The organism is Myxococcales bacterium (assembly GCA_016703425.1).
Classification (GTDB): domain Bacteria; phylum Myxococcota_A; class Polyangia; order Polyangiales; family Polyangiaceae; genus JADJCA01.
Genome location: JADJCA010000030.1, coordinates 315683 through 332451 on the forward strand (window position 1 = coordinate 315683; position 16769 = coordinate 332451).

Consider the following 16769-nt stretch of genomic DNA (forward strand, 5'->3'; position numbering starts at 1 on the left):
TCTGGCGCGTGATTCCCGGCGCGACATGAGCCCAAGGCACCCTAGCGCTGCCCGCTACCCGTTGGGTTGGAGGTGCGCCGCGCGGCCCCAACGTCGGAACGCTCAGGAGTCCTCCCAGTCGACCCAGCCCACATCGTTCTTCGCGAGGAAGGCCTTCACGGCCGCGCCCACGGTTGGGAAGAAGAACTCGTGGCCGATGCGCTTCTGCAGACCGTACCGCTGGAGGCGGTCCTTCACCGGGTCCTTCAGCTCGGCGAACGCGAGCTCGACGTTGCGCGTCGCCAGCTCCTTGTCCAGCTCCTCGATCATCTCGGCGGCGGTCGTGTCTACGTCGGTGATGGGCTCGGCGGCGACGACGACCCACTTGACCGTCGTCGCCGAGTCGTCGACCGCATCGAGAATGCGCGCCCGGAACATGTCGGCGTTCGCGAAGAAGAGCGGCGCGTCCCACCGGTAGAGGACGAGCCCGGGGACCTGCTTGGCGTCCGGATAGCGTTTGAGATCGTGGTAGCCCTTCACGGCGTGGGCGCGGCCGAGGATGGCGTCGTGGGGCCGCCACGCGCGCCGGACGAAGTCGAGGATCGAGACGCCGACGGTCACCGCGATGCCGGGGATCACGCCGAGCGCGGCGACGGCGACGAAGCCCACCATGGAGAGGACGAAGTCACTCCGCCGCACCCTGTAAAAGATGCGCAGCGAACGGAGGTCGAAGAGACGGAGCGCTGCCGTGATGACGACGGCGGCCAAGGCCGTCGTCGGGAGGTTCTCGAGCAGCCACGGAGCGGCGAGGAGCAGCACCGCGATCGCTAGCGCGCCGACGACGCCGGTGAGCTGTGTCTTCGAGCCGGCCGACTCGGCCACCGGTGTGCGCGACGAACTGCTGCTGACGGGAAAGCCACGGAAGAACCCGCCAGCGAGGTTCGCGAGTCCCAGTCCTATCAGCTCGCGATTCGGGTCTACGCGGTAGCCGTGCCGGGCCGCGAAGGTCCGTGAGAGGACGCTCGTGTCCGCGAACGAGACGAGGGCGATGCCGACGGCGGCGACGAACATCTGTCCGACGTCGGCGAGGTGCACGGCTGGCAGAGAGGGGAGCGGCATGCCGCGCGGCACAGCGCCCACCACCGCAAGCTCGCCACCGAGGTGAAAGACCGTTACGACGATCGTGGCGAGGACGACCGCAATGAGGATGCCCGGGATCTTCGCAGACACCGCACGCAGGCCCAAGATGAGCGCGAGGCACGCGCTTCCGAGGCCGAGCGCGAGGAGCTTCGTCTGGCCGTCGGCTACGCCGTGCACGACGCCCAGCGCGCCGTCGAAGGCCCCCGTTGCTTTGACCGAGAAGCCGAGGAGCTTCGGGAGCTGCGTCACGAGAACCGTGAGCGCGATGCCGTTCATGTAGCCGACGCGGACGGGCTTCGAGAGCAGATCCGTCAGAAAGCCGGCCTTGAGGAGGCCGCCGGCGACGCAGAGGAGGCCGGTGAGGATCGCGAGGAGTGAGCCCAGGGCGACGGCGCGCTCCGGATCACCCGCCGACGACGCGATCACGGCGGCCCCGACGAGCGCGGCGAGCCCCGAATCGGGACCCAAGACCATGATGCGCGATGGGCCGAAGATCGCGTACGCGAGGAGCGGGACGATGGTCGCGTAAAGGCCGGTGATGGCCGGGAGCCCCGACGCCTCCGCGTACCCCATGCCGGCGGGGACGAGGATGGCCGTCAGGACCAGACCGGCGCCGAGGTCCTGCGCGAGCCACCGGCGCTGGTAGTGGCGCAACATCCAGAGACCCGGGAGCCACGTCGCGAAGCGTGTGGCGGGCGGCGGAATACCGACGCCGGCAGCCGACACCGGAGGTGGGGCGTCGTCGCCGGTCGAGGAGGAGGGGCGGAGCGAATTACTCACGGGCCATAGGCTTCACCACCCTCGTCGACTCTCCGCAAGTCTCGCTCCATCAATGGGGCGCCGACGCGGCCGCAGTCACGCTAAGAGGGGGCGCAATAGGAGGCAGCGGGGACGCTCGTGGGCGGTGGGTTACGAGAGCTCAAGGGCGCCGCCGCGCCTCCACGATGTACTGGTCGGGCAGCGCGATCCGCGAGGCCTTGGCTGAGAGACCTGCGCCCACGAGCGCCGCGATGACCGCGTCGGGCTTGACGCGCAGGCTCGCTGGCGGGCCACGGTGGCCGGAAGCGCGGAAGTCCACGACGAACAGTCTTCCGCCGGGCCTTAGCGCAGCGGCGAGGCCTCGCGCGTAGTCGCCGGGCTCCGCGAGGTGGTGCCACACGTGCACGACGAGGATGCGGTCGACGCTCTGGGCGGCGAGCCCCGAGGTCGTCTTGGTGGCCCGTAGGGTGTGCAGGTTGGGGAGCCTCTCGCGGCGCGCGCGCTGACGCAGGAAGCGCACCATGCCCGGCTCGAGATCCGTTGCGATGACCTTGCCTTGAGGTAGGGCACGAGCGAGGCGCACGGCGAAGTACCCCGTGCCCGCTCCGACGTCGGCGACGGTCATCGTGGGTTTGAGCGCGAGCGCGCGCAGCACGTCGTTGGGGCGTTGCCACGCGTCGCGTGTTGGATCCTCGAGCACCCGGGAGAGGGCGCTCGCGTCGGCGAAGGTGTGGTGCGCCCTCGCCGCCCCGTGAGGAGGGTGCCCGTGGTCGTGCTCGTGCTCGTGATGCGGCACGCCCCCGCGTTTCCCGCCGGTACGCCCACGGCTCGAGGGCCGCGCGCGCTTGCGCGTCGCGAGGCGACCGCGCACGTCCTCGCTCAGCGCCGCGAGCGTCACCTCGCTGAGGCGCGTGAGGAGCAGCGACTCGGCATCCTCGAACGACTTGCGCAGGCCGGCGTTGACCGCCTCCTCGACGACGCAGCCGGGCGCCTCCGTTCGGTTGCCTATGGCGAGCAGAGAAGGGGAGCCGAGCGCCGCGTAAACGTCGCGCAGGGTGAGCTTCGTGAGATCGCGGGTCAGGGTCCACCCGCCGCCATGGCCCTTCTCCGACTGGACGTATCCCTTCTCGCGAAGGCCGGCCATCACTCGGCGGAGCACGACGGGATTCGTGTCCATCGCCTTCGCGAGAACCGCCGACGTCACGGGGCGGTCGTTCTGCGCCATGTGCAAGAGGACGTGCAGCACCCCAGACAAGCGGCTGTCCCGTTTCATGCAACTTACGATGTTGCGAGATGACCTGTGTGTCAAGGGACGTCGCGGGGCCGCAGCTTCGCCTCGTCGCTCGGGCTACCATCGCAGGCGATGCAACAGCGAGACTACCTCCAGCGGCTCATCGAGCAGGTCGCGGCCACCGTCGCCAGGGCCCTCGGCGCTGCCAAGGACGGCCAGGCCGAGGAGGCGCTGCGGATACTCGACGAAGCTTGGCTCGCCAACATTGGAATGCGGCGAAGCGACGCGGTGCGCCTCGACGGCGCCACGCTTCAGCTCATGCTGGGCGACAAGACGCCGCTGGCGGCGCGCCTGTTCGAGGCGCAGGCGCTTATCGAAGACGGGCGCGGCGACGCCGTTGAGGCGGCGCTCGCGCGGCGTCGAGCCATGGCGCTCGGAGGCCCTCGTCTCCCGTAGCGGCGCGTGCGACGATGCTCCGACTGGCTCGACCCATGACGAAGAAGGACCTGCTCGCCGGCGCCACCGTTCTCGGGACCCTTCTCGTAGGGGGCGGCGCGTCCGCCAAGACGGTCGAGATCGGACCCGCGGATGACGCGGAGGCAGCGATCCAAGGGCTCGCCGCCGGTGACGAGCTCGTGCTGCGTGGCGGTACCTACACCTTCACGTCCCGGTTTGGCGTGAGCGTGAAGGGCACCGCCGCAAACCCCATCGTCGTTCGGGCCAAGGCCTCCGAGCGCCCTGTGTTTTACAGCGCCGACGCGTCACAGAACCTCGTCGACTTCGATGACGTCGAGTACGTCACCTTCCGCGGCATCGAGTTCAAGGGCGGCTCGCACGGGCTGCGACTCATCAAAGCCCGCTTCGTCACCGTCGAAGACTGCGAGATCCACGAGACCGACGACGTCGCCCTCTCGGCCAACAGCGGCGGACCGTACGAGGGGCTGCAGATACTTCGGAATCACATCCACGACACCGGCGGCACGGGCGAGGGGATGTACCTGGGCTGCAACTCGAACGCGTGTCGGGTCACGGGCAGCCTCATCGCCGGAAACCACGTGCACCACACCAACGGTCCGACGGTCATCCAGGGCGACGGCATCGAGCTCAAGGAGGGCAGCTACGACAACGTCATCCGCGACAACGTCATCCATGACACAAAGTACCCGTGCATCCTGACCTACAGCGTCGTCGGCAACGGCGGTCCAAACATCATCGAGCGCAACGTGATGTGGAATTGCGGCGACCACGCGATCCAATCGGCCGCGGACGCGATCATTCGCAACAACATCATTCTCTCGGCGAACGCTGACGGCATCGCGATGCAGCCCCACCAGGCCGGCGCGCCATCCAACCTGATCGTCGTGCACAACACGATCCTCAAGGCGCAGAACAAGGCCGTCTCCGCGAGCGGCATCACCGGCTCCGTCGTCATCGCCAACAACGCCGTCTATGCAGAGAGCGGCTCGGCGATCAGCGTCAGCGGATCGCTGACGCAGTTGCTTGTGGCCGGGAACGTCGGCGTCGGCGGCTTGTCGGGGACGCCCTCAGGGCTCGCCGCGGGAAGCCTTGCGAACGACTTCGTCTCAGCGAGCTACGCGGGCGTGCCTCCGCAGGGGCCGTTCCCGAAGGTCGGCTCCGCACTCCTCGGCGCCGGTGTCGCAGCGCACGTTGCCGCGGACGACTTCGAGGGGCGCGCGCGCGGCGGCGTCGCGGACGTGGGCGCGTATGCCTACGCGGCGGGACCGCCCGGTTGGGTGATCGCGGCGGGCTTCAAGCCGCCCGCCGGCTCTCAGGGCAGCGACGCCGGCGCGCCAGGGCGCGGGGATGCCAGCGGCGCACCGCTTGCGGACGGTGGGGAGGGCGCCACCTCCGGCGAGGCGCTCGCCGCAAAGGGCCCGCAGGAAGAGGAAGGCGGCTGCGCCATCGGCGGGGGCTCGTCGCGCGTCGCCGCCATGGGAGGGCTCATGGCCATGGCGTTGTGGGTCGTTCGACGACGACGGCGAAGCGCATGAGGCTCCGTGCATGACCGCCAAGAAGTCGCCTCCCTGGGTTCTCATCGCCGTCCTGGCCTTGGTCGCCGTCGTTGTGATTGGAGGCCTCGTCGTCGGAGGCTTCGTCATCTACTTCATGAGCCAGAAGGACACGCTCGTTGCGGAAGGAAAGGCTGCACGGAGCGAGGGTGCCAGTGCGGGGCGCTCGCGCGACCGCGACCAATGCGTCGACGAGGCGCTCCTGCGCAACGACGCCTGCGGCGTGGCGGCGATTTCGTGCGAGGTCAAGAACGGCATGTTCCTCGAGGGATGCCTGGATACGGCGAGGCCCGGCCGTGACTTCTGCGTGGCGGTGCCGCGCCACGAAGAGATCGTCAAGGGCTCGGTCTGGCTCCAACGGGAGTGCGCGAAGCGGGGGCGCGCGCAGGTGTTGTCGTGCACTCGCCTCTTGCAGACGGTGCAGAAGCGCTGCCATCGCGAGCCCGCGCCGGCGGCGCGCGAGTGACGCCTTCATCCGCCGCGGCCGCGCCCCGATTGACAGAGGCGCGGGCTTTGTTTATCGTACATCAACGATGAAGGCGATGCCCCAAGCCTCCGAGCCATGCTGCCCTCCCGCGAAGGCGCAGGCCGACCTGCGTCCCGTCGAGGGCGACGAGGCCGACGAGGAGCTGGCCACGCTATCCAAGGCGCTCGGGCACGCGGCGCGCGTGAAGATCGTTCGCATCCTCCTGCGCAAGAACGGCTGCGTCTGCGGCGACATCGTGGACGAGCTGCCGCTGGCGCAGTCCACCGTGTCTCAACACCTTAAGGTCTTGAAGGAAGCTGGCCTCATTCGCGGCGACGTGGACGGGCCGCGGGTCTGCTACTGCATCGAGCCGCACGCGCTCCGTCGCCTGCGAGCGCTCGTAGGGGGGCTTTGAGCTCGCGCCCCGCTCTTTATATCGTTCATCGTCGATTGCCGAAAGGAATCCCATGCCCGTGACCATCCGCGTATTCGACCCCGCCATGTGCTGCTCGACCGGCGTCTGCGGCCCGAGCCTCGATCCCGAGCTCGCCCGCTTCGCAGCCGACGTCGACTGGCTCCAGAAGCAGGGCGTCACGGTCGAGCGCTTCAACCTGTCGCAGCAGCCCGCAGCGTTCGCCGACACTCCCGCCGTGAAGGAAGCACTCGGGCGCGGCACGGCCGTACTGCCCCTTGTCCTGGTGGGCGATCGCATCGCGGTCGAATCGGCCTATCCCTCGCGCGAGACCCTCGCCGCGCTCGCCGGATTGGTCGTGAAGAAGCACGACGTCGCGCCCGTCGCCTCGACCGGGTGCTGTGGCCCCACTGCCTCGGCCAAGTCGAAGACCGGCTGCTGCTGAGGCGCGCGCCCATGCACGTCCTCGAACGCGCTCCGCGCAATCTCTTTTTCACGGGCAAGGGTGGCGTCGGCAAGACCAGCGTGGCGTGTGCGACGGCCATTGCGCTAGCCGAGCGCGGACGACGGGTGCTCCTCGTGAGCACCGACCCAGCGTCCAATCTCGACGAGGTGCTCGAGACGCCGCTCGCCGCCGAGCCGCGGGCCGTGACGGCCGTGCGGGGTCTGTACGCCCGTAACATCGATCCCGAGGCCGCTGCGCACGCTTACCGCGAGCGGATGGTCGGGCCGTATCGGGGGGTGCTGCCCGACGCAGCGGTGCGGAGCATCGAGGAGCAGCTCTCAGGCGCGTGCACCGTGGAAATTGCCGCGTTCGACGAGTTCTCGAAGCTCCTCGGTGACGCGCGCGCGACGGCGGACTTCGAGCACGTCGTCTTCGACACGGCTCCCACCGGGCACACGCTGCGCCTGCTCGAATTGCCGGCCGCGTGGACCGGTTTCCTCGAGACGAACGTAGGCGGTACATCCTGCTTGGGCCCGCTCGCCGGTCTCAAGGCTCAGCAGGCGCTCTACGACGGCTCACGTGCGGCGCTCATCGACGGCTCCCGCACCGCGCTCGTCCTCGTGGCGCGCGCCGACGTCGCGGCACTCCGCGAAGCCGAGCGGACTCGCGGCGAGCTCGCGGCACTGGGGATCGAGCGACAGGAGCTGGTCATCAACGGCATCTTCCGCGCGCACGACCTGACGGACCCGATCGCCGTGGCAATGGATCGGCGAGGTGCGGACGCGCTGGCCAGCATGCCCGCGGGGCTGCGCGCGCTCTCGCGCACCGAGCTCCCTCTCCTGCCATTCGGGCTCGTGGGCATCGCGCCGCTGCGGCAGCTCTTCGCACGGACGGCCTCGGCCACAGCTCCGCTGGCGGCCGCCCCGCTCGACGCGTCCGCAGCGCCATCTGCCGCGCCACTTGCTGCGCTCGTGCCGGCTCTCGAGTCCAGGGGGCACGGCGTGATCATGACGATGGGGAAGGGGGGGGTCGGAAAGACGACCGTCGCCGTCAACGTGGCCGTCGAGCTGGCGCGCCGCGGGCACAAGGTGCACCTGACGACGACGGATCCCGCGGCGCACGTCGAGGAGACGCTCGGAGGCGCCGTCGACGGCATTCGCGTGAGCCGCATCGACCCCGCGGCGGAGACGCGTGCCTACTCCGAGGAGGTGCTTCGCACAGCGGGCGCGAACCTCGACGCCGCCGGTCGTGCGCTGCTCGAGGAAGACCTGCGGAGCCCGTGCACCGAGGAGATCGCTGTCTTTCGCGCGTTCGCGCGCATCGTCGACGAAGGCGAGCTCGGGTTCGTCGTCATCGACACGGCGCCCACCGGGCACACGCTGCTCCTGCTCGACGCGGCCGAGTCGTACCATCGTGAGGTGCTTCGAAGCTCGGGCTCGGCACCGGAGGAGGTCCGACGACTCTTGCCGCGCCTCCGTGACGCAGCGTTCACCAAGATCCTCCTCGTCACGCTGCCGGAGGCGACACCCGTGCACGAGGCGGCGGCGCTCCAGCGTGACCTCGAGCGCGCCGACATCCGCCCCTTCGGTTGGGTCATTAACCAGAGCCTCAGGCCGCTCAAGGTGACGGACCCCGTGCTCGTGCGGCGCCGCGAGAGCGAAGCCCGCTTCCACGCGGAGGTGGCAGCACTGGCGCCGCGGGTCGCCGTCGTTCCCTGGTTGGTGGCGGTCAAGGCACAGCCGCGCCTCGACTTCTTCGTCACGACCAATTCGTCACCCGCGGAGGTGGCCGGCGCGTGAGCCACCACTCACGGACCGAACGGAAGGCCTGAACCATGAGCCACGAGACCAAGAGCATCCTGTTTCTCTGCGTCGCGAACTCCGCGCGCAGCCAGATGGCTGAGGGACTCGGCCGCCTGATCTTCGGCGACCGCGTCTCGGTCATGAGCGCCGGCAGCGAGCCTTCGAAGGTGAGCCCCTACGCCGTCGAGGTCATGCGCGAGCTCGGCGTCGATCTGACGATGCACCACTCGAAGTCCGTGCAGACCATCGACCCGTTGACCGTCGGCACTGTGATCACGCTGTGTGCCGAGGAGGTCTGCCCCGTGTTCCTCGGCAAGGCTCGGCGGCTGCACTGGCCGATCCCAGACCCGGCCAGCAAGGACCCTTCGATTCCGCGCGAGGAGATGCTCGCGCGTTTCCGGACGGCGCGAGACACCATCCGCGGAATGCTCGAGCGCTTCGCGGCGGAGGAGCGCATCGGGTGAGCGGTGGCGCCCCCTCCCTTTGCGGAGCCAGGCTCGCAGCGCGATTCGCCAAACACTGAGGCGTCGCCGCCTGGGGGCGGCTGTCGCCCTCGCCCGGTCGATAGCCAAGATGTCGGAGCGGCCGCCCCTCTCGCGCGCGAATGAAGGTAAGGCGGTCCTTCGTTCGGCTCGCTGATCCTCGCGCGTCAGCCCGCCGAGATAGCGCCGTGGTCGTCGCAGTGGCTGGCGTGCGGGTGGTGCAGGTGCCCGGCGACGAGGTAGTCGACATGATCGCCGTGCGGGACCGTCTCGTGACCGCAACCGGTGCCGTGGACATGGCCCTGGGCGTGACCGGCGCAGCTGTGCGAAGGCGTGCACGCAGCGGGGTTGGCGGCGCCCACCTCGATAGTGCACTCATCCATGTGGCCGTCATGGCCGCGGTGGAGATGGCCGTCGTGGAGGTAGTCGACGTGATCGCCGTGGCGGATCGCGAGATGCCCGCAATCGGCGCCGTGAACGTGATCGTGATTGGGGTGAGTGTTGTGGCTCATGAGGTCCTCTTTCGTTGGGATGGCGAGGCGACGATTGCGGGCTCGCCGGCGTGATCCAGCGCGGCCCGAATGAGCTCGCGAACATGGTCGTCCGCGAGTGAGTAGTAGATGTGCTTGCCTTCGCGGCGGCGCTTCACGATGCGCTCGGCGTGCAGCACGCGAAGCTGCTGGGAGAGGGTGGAGAGCTTGGTGTCGCGCGCCTCGGCGAGCTCCGTGACGCAGCACTCGCCGGCGTCGAGGCGGTGCAACAGCCGGAGGCGCGCCAGATCGCCAGCCGCTCGGAAGAGCGCCGCGGCGCGCTCAAACGCCGTGTCACTCACCTCCGGAACGTGGGGGTGATCGGCAGCGTGGGGGCCGCAGTCTTGTGCACGCCTCGATGTGCCACGGTCTGTCATTTCAACGACTGTTGAATTGATGTACCAACGCCCGGCAGTCCGGTCAACCCGCACACGCGCAAAGCCCGTGGCGGGCAGCGGCGGGCGTGCGCAAAGACCGTCCTCGTCAAGAATGTCGTTGCGGATATATATCCGGCATGGAATATGTCGGCCATGCTAGCGAGGACACTGAGTGCGCTGGCGGAGCCGCACCGACTCCGGATGCTCGACGCCCTTCGCGAGGGGCCGCAACCCGTTGCGGTGCTCGGCGCCGCAGCCGGCCTCGCCCAGCCGCAGACTTCGAAACATCTTCGGGTGCTGCGGGAGGCGGGCCTCGTTGGGGTGAGGCCCGATGGGCAACGACGCCTCTACGCACTGCGAGCCACCCCGCTGCGGGAGATCGACGAGTGGCTGCAGCGATACCGCAACGTGCTCGACGCCAACTACGCCCGACTCGATGAACTGCTCGCACGCGGCGACGACGATTCGAGACCAAAGCGCCAGAAGAAGGAGGAGAGAGCCCGATGACATCGAAGCTGGAAGCCGAACTCGTAGGTGACACCCAACTCCGCGTGACGCGGCGCTTCGCCGCGGCCCCCGAGCGCCTGTTTCGCGCCCACTTCGAGCCCGCGCTCGTGAAGCAGTGGATGCTCGGCCCGCCCGGGTGGACCATGCCGGTCTGCGAGATCGCGCCCATCGTCGGGGCCTCGATCCACATGCGTTGGGAGAAGCGCGCTGGTGAGAGCTTCGGCATGCGCGGCACAGTGCTCGAGCTCGAGCCACCCCAGCGCAGCGTGCACACCGAACTCTTCGAGCTCCCGGGAGCGACCGAGAGTGTCGTGGAGACGCGATTCGTCGCAGAGGGTACCGGCACGCGCCTGGAGCTGCTGATCACCTACGCGTCGAAGGCAGCGCGCGACGCAGCCATGGGCTCGGGCATGACCAGCGGCATGGAGGCGTCGTACGCACGCATCGACCGATTGCCCACGTAAGCGCTGGGACCGAAAGCGCGCCAGCGAGCGTCAGCCACTCGGGTGCCGATGCTCGTGGCCCTTCTGGATCGCGACGCGGAGGTCGTCCTCGGTCACCTCGCCCACGGGCTTGTGGACCTTTACCTGTCGCGGCTCGCTCCCTGCACGCAAGAGCGCGACCACGGTCTCGATCGGCGGGCAGCCCGGCTCGGTGCAGGAGAGCTCGTTGACGACCACCGCATCGTCGTCGGCAGCGTCGAACAGCGTGCGCGCCGCCGCTTTGAGCGCGCGAATCGCAGCTGAGCGGCGCTCGTTGTTGCGCGGCCCAAACACTAGTTCACCTCCCAGAAGCAGAGACGGCCGCTCGCGTCTCCACCGAGCAGGCCGCCGTGCTCCGGGTGCCAGGACAGCGCCGTCACTTCATCCTCCAAAAACGCGTAGCGCACTGGCTGGGTTCCGCGCCGCGGCTCCCACAACAAGATGGAAGTGTCCTGCGCGCCGCTGGCGAGCACGCCCTTGCTGGGGCTGAACGCGAGCCTCGTACAAACGGCCTTGTGCGAAACGAGCTGAATCGGTCGAGTGCCTTCGGGGCCCTTCCCACGAAAGTCCCAGACCGTCACGGTCGCGTCGCCCGAGGTTGCGAGGAGCTTTGACTCGCTGTCCCAGGCGAGGGCCTTCGGCTTGAAGGGGTATCCGTTCATCTCCGAGTCCTGCCCCGTTGCAAGGCGCCAGAAGTGAACCGAGCTGTCTTGGCTCCCGCAGGCGATGACCTTGGCATCGGGGCTCCAAGCGAGGGAGATGAGCGAGCCCTTCCACTCGAACCGCCGCGCCTTTGCGCCGGCCACGAAGGGCCAGATGTGCACCCCCCCGTAGCAGGTCGTCGCGAGGGCCGTGCCGTCGGCGCGCCAGGCTAGATTGCTAACGGTGCTCGGCAGCGGCTCCGTCTCGACAATCGGCGCGCCCTCCGAGTCCCAGACGCGGACCTTCCGGCCAGCGCCCGTGGCGATGCGTCCGCCGGCGGGTGCCCACGCCACATGTTCAACCCATTGAGCACCGCCGCCTGGCAACTCGCGGACTAGCGCGCCCGTGGCGCTCCAGACCTTGGCGTTGGGCTCCTGCCCACAGGTCGCGAACCGGCCTCCGTCCGGCGAGACGCTCACGCCGAAGACACCGCCCTCGTGCGCGCGCTGTCGAAAGAGCTCGCGTCCCGTCGCCACGTCGAGGCCAAGGACGTGACCATCACCCGCACCGACGACGCAGAGACGCCCATCCCTCGAGACCTCGGCGGCCACCACGTAGTCGCCGGCGTCGCATGTCCAGCGCGGCACGAGCTCCGTTTTCCCGCGCGCCACGTCCACGGTCACGCGAGGCATCGTTCGAACCCTCGCGTGAGCGCCTCGCGGTCAAGCTTTCGCCCGATGAAGACGAGATCGCTGGCGCGCCGCGAAGAGCCCCAAGGCCGATCCTCGCGTCCGTCAAAGAGCATGTGGACGCCCTGAAACACGAACCGGTTGGCCGAGCCCTTGATGTTGAGGATGCCCTTCATGCGAAAGATGTCGGCGCCCTTGTCGCGCAACAACTGCGACACCCACTTGTTGAGGCGCTCGCCGTCGATCTCACCGTCGAGGTGGACCCCCACGGAGGTCACCTGGTCGTCGTGAGTGTGCCCGGCGGCGAACTCGTGCTCACTGCTGGGCTGGATCGAGCCGACGCCGCGACGCACCGCCAGCCCGAACTCCGACGGCAGGTGCTGCGTGTAGAGGCCCACGCGCCCCCCCCGTGGCGCGCGAAGCTCGAACCGCTTAGCGCCGGCAGAATCAAGCTTCAGCCTCGCTGGCGCGGCCGCCCCGACCTCGATCCGGCCACCGGGCGCCGCGGCGACCGCTGGCTCCGACCAGACGCGCACGGCTCGTTCCGCCTCAGTGCGCGTCCCCGCCGGCTCGCCGTTCTCCAGGTAGGTCACGACCAAGTCCATGCTGGGATCGGGACCGTCCTCCAGCACGAGCTCGTATGCGCCCTCCTCGACCTCAAAGGTGCCGGCCCACTCGAAGGGATACTCCGGCTCCAGGAACGTCGGCTTGGCGGCCACGGCGCGATCGAGGTCGAAGCCGCCGACGTCGAGGACCGCAGGGATCGGCACGTCAGCGTTTCGGGCCCGCAGCACCTTCGCCATCGAATTCATGCTCGTCACCCGCCGCTCGAGTTGCTCGAGCTCGCGTTCGCTCACCAGATCGGTCTTGTTGAGAACGAGCACGTCGGCGAAGGCGATCTGCTCCTTGCACTCGTTCGAGTCTTCCAAGTGCAAGTGCACGTGCTTGGCGTCGACGAGCGTGACGATCCCATCGAGCGAGAAGAGGTCGCGAAGCTCGTCGTCGACGAAAAAGGTCTGCGCGACGGGGCCCGGGTCCGCCATGCCCGTCGTCTCGACCAAGATGTGGTCAAACTTGTCGCGGCGCTTCATGAGGTTGCCGAGGATGCGAATGAGATCTCCGCGAACGGTGCAGCAGATGCAGCCGTTGTTCATCTCGAAGACCTCCTCATCGGCGTTGATGACGAGTGCCTGGTCGATGCCGATTTCGCCGAACTCGTTTTCGATGACGGCGATCCGCTTGCCATGGTTCTCCGTGAGGATGCGGTTGAGCAGGGTGGTCTTCCCAGAGCCGAGAAAGCCGGTGAGCACGGTGACGGGAATCTTCTTCATCTTGAGACCTCGTGAGCCAGACCTTCGTGGTTGCTACATGCAATACAGATGCATCAATCAAGGCGCACGGCCGGGCCGATTAACCTGCCCCCGCAGAGACCGCCGCGCGCACCAACATCGCGAGGCCCAAGCCGATGCTCAGCATCGCCGCGAGAACGGTGATGGCGCTTCGCAGCGGCCCCTCGCGCCGCATTGTCCAATTAATCGGTCGCGACATCAGCACAGTGAGCGTGACCATCCCGATGACGGTCCCGAGCGCCACCAAACCGAGGTAGGCGACGGCGAGCAGGCGGGAGCCGATCGTGGTGGCGGCGAGCAGCGCGATCCCGGCCGAGCCCGCGAGCCCGTGAACCAGACCGATAAACAGCGGTCGCGCAGAGGCCCCAGTGACCGCCGACTCGCGGACTTCCGCCCGATGGCCGCGCGCGAAGTGCCACGCGCCGAAGCCGATGAGCATCAGCGCCACAAGGAGTTCGCCCCCGCGTTCGAGGGATTCGGGGATGCGCACGTCGGCGAGGACGATTAGGAACCCCAGCGCGAGAAACGCGACGGTGTGCCCGGCGCCCCAGAGCGCCGCGATGCGGGCGGCCTTCCACACACCTGGCTCTCGCTGAACGAGCGCCGACACGACGACTACGTGATCCGCGTCGGTCGCGTGGCGAAGCCCCAGCCCGATTCCGAGGAGCAGCACCGAGAGGCCGGTCATGGATTCTCAAGACGCGGTAGACGAGACCGAACGCCGGCCCGCCTTGGCGCGCACGCCAACTGGCAAAGAAGAGCACTCAAGAGTCGCCTACCGTGCTCGCGATCAACACGACACGAACTCGACCAGTGCCCTCGATTGGCGGCGAGCGGTGAACGGCTCCGCGATGGGTCGCGTGGCGACCGCCTTTCATCATGAGCACGTCGCCGGGGACAGCATGACGGATCGCCGACGCGTCACGCACGATCTCCTTGTTCGCATCGCAGGGACAGTCCGGAGGGTGGTCGAGCGCCTCGCGGCGTACCGCCTCATCGGGGACCCATTCCGTACCGGGCCCCACGTATGTCGTCACAAGGCGGTACTGGACGTAGTCGACGTGGAACTTTCGGCACTGATCCGTTCGAACCGCACCGAACGAGACGCGCAGGCGGCGAGCGTCAGCGACGTGCGCAAACCGAGCGAGGAGGGTGGCGATGTCCGTCGTCAACCACGTGCGCGCCTGCGCGCCTAGGCCGCGAGTGGCACCCGAGAGCTCGTAGTTCGGCATGCACAGAATCTCGTCGAACTGCGCGGGAAAGTGCTTCGCCCACTCGACGAGTTGCTCGTCGAGGCCTGGTGGCAGCTCTCGGTGCCACGACACGAGGCTTACCTCGTCACGCGCGAGTCGCTTGCATGCCTCCGACTCCGCGTCGGGTCGCCGGGGGCTCGAGACGTTGCCAACTTCCGTGCTCTGCATACGCGCTCCGAGAAGACAGAGAGCCAAGGTGTCACGTCATCACTAGCGAAGTAACCAGAACTAGCTGTATCGCATTGCGGATCGGTGTGCAATCGAGTTGCATGTGAGGCTGAGGCATTTGCGTCGCTCGGTGGTGCCCATCACAGACCTCGCCGGCCCCTCGGGTCAGCTCGGGCGGACTCCGGACCGCGCGCGTCGGCGCGCCCGCGGCCCGCGTCGAGGTGAATCTAGGCGGCGGAATGCGCCAGCGACGCTTGCTGCCGACGCAGACGGAAGTGTTCGGTAAGCCCACCCGCGAGCAACAGGAGAACGCCGGTCCACTCGATGGCGTGGAGGTCTCCCGCGAAGTGCCCGGTGGCGACGAGCGCCGACCCCGTTAGTGCGATGCCGATCGGCCAGGCGCGCCGCGTGCGCCAGGAACGCCAAGCGCTCAACCCGATGGAGGCGCTGATGGCGACGACGAGGAGCACGTGATGGTGGAACTCGCTCAACCCGAAGCCCACGCCGAGCACGGAGAACAGCTTCGCGTACGTGGACAGGCAAGCGGGGCAAACAGCGCAAGCGAGTACGGGCAGGATGGCAGACCACAGGCTGGCGGTTGGCGCCGCCACCTTCGGTGCTCGATGGGCAGCGCACTCGCATGCATGGTGGTGGGCGTGAACCTTGAGTCGCATGAGGGGTGACCGTAGCCGCCGCCGAGGCTTTACGCAACGCGATTGCATATGCGGCGCCATGCGCGCGCCCGGTATGCCTGGCAACAGGCGCTTGACGTGGCTGCAACCGCGTTGCATGTAGCGGCGATGCGTTCTCCCGCCCGCAAGTTGCCCGTCACGGTCCTGTCGGGATTCCTCGGTGCCGGCAAGACGACGCTCCTCAATCACGTTCTCGCTAACCGCGAGAACCGCAAGGTCGCGGTCATCGTGAACGACATGAGCGAGGTCAACGTCGACGCTCAGCTCATCAAGACAGGCAGCGCCTCGCTTTCGCGCGTCGATGAGAAGCTTGTAGAGATGCAGAACGGGTGCATCTGCTGCACGCTCCGCGAGGACTTGCTCGTCGAGGTCGGGAAGCTGGCCGCAGAAGGGCGGTTCGACTACTTGCTGGTGGAGTCCACGGGGATCTCGGAGCCCCTGCCGGTGGCCGAGACCTTCACGTTCGAGGACGAGTCGGGGAGAAGCCTCTCGGAGGTGGCTCGGCTGGACACGATGGTCACGGTGGTCGATGCGAAGAACTTCCTCGCTGACTGGCAGAGCGAGGACGATCTCCGTGCGCGAAAGATCGCGCTGGGTGACGACGACGAGCGCTCCGTTGCGGACCTCCTGGTCGAGCAGATCGAGTTCGCGAACGTGCTCGTAGTCTCAAAGCTTGATCTCGTGTCGCCCGTGGCGGCCGAGCGCTTGGAGGGCATGTTGCGTCACCTCAACCCCGATGCTCACGTCGTTCACGCCGACCGGGGGAAGGTGCCGCTCGATGCGGTGCTCGGCACCGGCCTCTTCGACTTCGAGAAGGCGGCGCAAGCCCCGGGTTGGATGAAGGAGCTGCGAGGCGAGCACGTGCCCGAGACGGTCGAGTATGGCATCGCTAGCTTCGCCTATCGGGCGCGCACCCCGTTCCATCCCGAGCGCTTCTGGGCGCTCCTTCAGGATCCGAGCACTTGGCATGGCGTCCTCCGGTCGAAGGGATTCTTCTGGCTGGCATCGCGGATGGACGTAACGGGGCTTTGGTCGCAGGCGGGCGGCTCAGCAACTTGCGAGGCCGCGGGCATGTGGTACGCGGCGTTGCCCAAGAGCGAGTGGCCCGACGACGACGATGGCCGCGCTCAGATCCGAAGCGACTGGCAAGAGCCGTGGGGAGACCGCAGGCAGGAGCTCGTCTTCATCGGTGTCGAGCTCGACGAGGCCGCGTTGCGCGCCAAGCTCGATGCCGCGCTGTTGACGAAGAAGGAGCTCGCTCTGGGACCAGAGGGCTGGCGCGCGCTGCGCGATCCGTTTCCCGAGTGGTCCGACGACGGGGTTGCAGCGTGACC

18 protein-coding genes and 1 pseudogene are annotated in these 16769 nt (G+C 68.1%); 10 read left to right on the forward strand and 9 right to left on the reverse strand.

Going from position 1 to position 16769, the window contains the following annotated elements; all coding sequences use genetic code 11:
* Positions 1-102: 102 nt before the first annotated feature.
* On the reverse strand, positions 103-1776 hold the full coding sequence (gene sulP, locus IPG50_38040) for a sulfate permease (GenBank protein ID MBK6697950.1): 1674 nt from the start codon (positions 1774-1776) through the stop codon (positions 103-105).
* Between the two features lie 262 nt (positions 1777-2038).
* Positions 2039-3151, reverse strand: coding sequence for an Rrf2 family transcriptional regulator (locus IPG50_38045; protein MBK6697951.1), 1113 nt, complete (start codon positions 3149-3151; stop codon positions 2039-2041).
* Positions 3152-3241: 90 nt separating this feature from the next.
* Between IPG50_38045 and IPG50_38050 the strand changes: the two genes are divergently transcribed.
* The 7 genes from IPG50_38050 (at position 3242) to IPG50_38080 (ending at position 8728) form a co-directional block, all read left to right on the forward strand.
* Positions 3242-3565 (forward strand): hypothetical protein, encoded by a 324-nt coding sequence (locus IPG50_38050; protein ID MBK6697952.1) that lies wholly within the window; start codon positions 3242-3244, stop codon positions 3563-3565.
* A 35-nt stretch (positions 3566-3600) separates the two neighbouring features.
* Positions 3601-5121 carry a right-handed parallel beta-helix repeat-containing protein gene (locus IPG50_38055; protein ID MBK6697953.1) on the forward strand — a complete coding sequence of 507 codons (1521 nt, stop codon included), beginning with the start codon at positions 3601-3603 and terminating at the stop codon, positions 5119-5121.
* 10 nt (positions 5122-5131) lie between these two features.
* Positions 5132-5605, forward strand: coding sequence for a hypothetical protein (locus tag IPG50_38060; GenBank protein ID MBK6697954.1), 474 nt, complete (start codon positions 5132-5134; stop codon positions 5603-5605).
* 76 nt (positions 5606-5681) lie between these two features.
* Positions 5682-6020, forward strand: a complete 339-nt coding sequence (locus IPG50_38065; protein MBK6697955.1) for a winged helix-turn-helix transcriptional regulator — start codon at positions 5682-5684, stop codon at positions 6018-6020.
* A gap of 52 nt (positions 6021-6072) precedes the next feature.
* Entirely contained in the window at positions 6073-6462 is a 390-nt protein-coding gene (gene arsD / locus IPG50_38070) for an arsenite efflux transporter metallochaperone ArsD (protein ID MBK6697956.1), read from the forward strand.
* 11 nt (positions 6463-6473) lie between these two features.
* Positions 6474-8261 (forward strand): arsenical pump-driving ATPase, encoded by a 1788-nt coding sequence (gene arsA, locus IPG50_38075; GenBank protein ID MBK6697957.1) that lies wholly within the window; start codon positions 6474-6476, stop codon positions 8259-8261.
* A 35-nt stretch (positions 8262-8296) separates the two neighbouring features.
* A complete protein-coding gene (locus IPG50_38080; GenBank protein ID MBK6697958.1) occupies positions 8297-8728 on the forward strand; it encodes an arsenate reductase ArsC in 432 nt (143 codons plus the stop codon).
* Positions 8729-8913: 185 nt separating this feature from the next.
* Here the strand turns inward: IPG50_38080 and IPG50_38085 are convergent.
* Positions 8914-9653 (reverse strand): annotated as a pseudogene (locus IPG50_38085) (helix-turn-helix transcriptional regulator).
* Between the two features lie 153 nt (positions 9654-9806).
* Between IPG50_38085 and IPG50_38090 the strand changes: the two are divergent.
* Together IPG50_38090 and IPG50_38095 are read left to right on the forward strand one after the other, a co-directional pair.
* Positions 9807-10160, forward strand: coding sequence for a winged helix-turn-helix transcriptional regulator (locus tag IPG50_38090; protein MBK6697959.1), 354 nt, complete (start codon positions 9807-9809; stop codon positions 10158-10160).
* Positions 10157-10624: an SRPBCC domain-containing protein gene (locus tag IPG50_38095; GenBank protein ID MBK6697960.1), complete on the forward strand. Its 468-nt coding sequence runs from the start codon at positions 10157-10159 to the stop codon at positions 10622-10624. The genes IPG50_38090 and IPG50_38095 overlap by 4 nt, the downstream gene beginning before the upstream one ends.
* A 30-nt stretch (positions 10625-10654) precedes the next feature.
* Here IPG50_38095 and IPG50_38100 read toward each other — a convergent pair whose 3' ends face one another.
* The 6 genes from IPG50_38100 to IPG50_38125 all read right to left on the reverse strand — a co-directional run bounded on the left by IPG50_38100 (position 10655) and on the right by IPG50_38125 (position 15417).
* Positions 10655-10897: a hypothetical protein gene (locus IPG50_38100; GenBank protein MBK6697961.1), complete on the reverse strand. Its 243-nt coding sequence runs from the start codon at positions 10895-10897 to the stop codon at positions 10655-10657.
* Positions 10898-10935: 38 nt separating this feature from the next.
* Complete coding sequence (locus tag IPG50_38105) at positions 10936-11976, reverse strand: WD40 repeat domain-containing protein (GenBank protein ID MBK6697962.1); 1041 nt, start codon at positions 11974-11976, stop codon at positions 10936-10938.
* Entirely contained in the window at positions 11964-13304 is a 1341-nt protein-coding gene (locus IPG50_38110; GenBank protein ID MBK6697963.1) for a GTP-binding protein, read from the reverse strand. Before IPG50_38110 ends, IPG50_38105 begins: the two co-directional genes overlap by 13 nt.
* A gap of 79 nt (positions 13305-13383) precedes the next feature.
* Positions 13384-13902 (reverse strand): hypothetical protein, encoded by a 519-nt coding sequence (locus IPG50_38115; GenBank protein MBK6697964.1) that lies wholly within the window; start codon positions 13900-13902, stop codon positions 13384-13386.
* Positions 13903-14086: 184 nt separating this feature from the next.
* Positions 14087-14647, reverse strand: coding sequence for a DUF1826 domain-containing protein (locus tag IPG50_38120; protein ID MBK6697965.1), 561 nt, complete (start codon positions 14645-14647; stop codon positions 14087-14089).
* Positions 14648-14970: 323 nt separating this feature from the next.
* Positions 14971-15417 (reverse strand): MerC domain-containing protein, encoded by a 447-nt coding sequence (locus IPG50_38125; protein ID MBK6697966.1) that lies wholly within the window; start codon positions 15415-15417, stop codon positions 14971-14973.
* A 126-nt stretch (positions 15418-15543) separates the two neighbouring features.
* Between IPG50_38125 and IPG50_38130 the strand changes: the two genes are divergently transcribed.
* Positions 15544-16767, forward strand: coding sequence for a GTP-binding protein (locus tag IPG50_38130; GenBank protein ID MBK6697967.1), 1224 nt, complete (start codon positions 15544-15546; stop codon positions 16765-16767).
* Positions 16768-16769 lie beyond the last annotated feature (2 nt).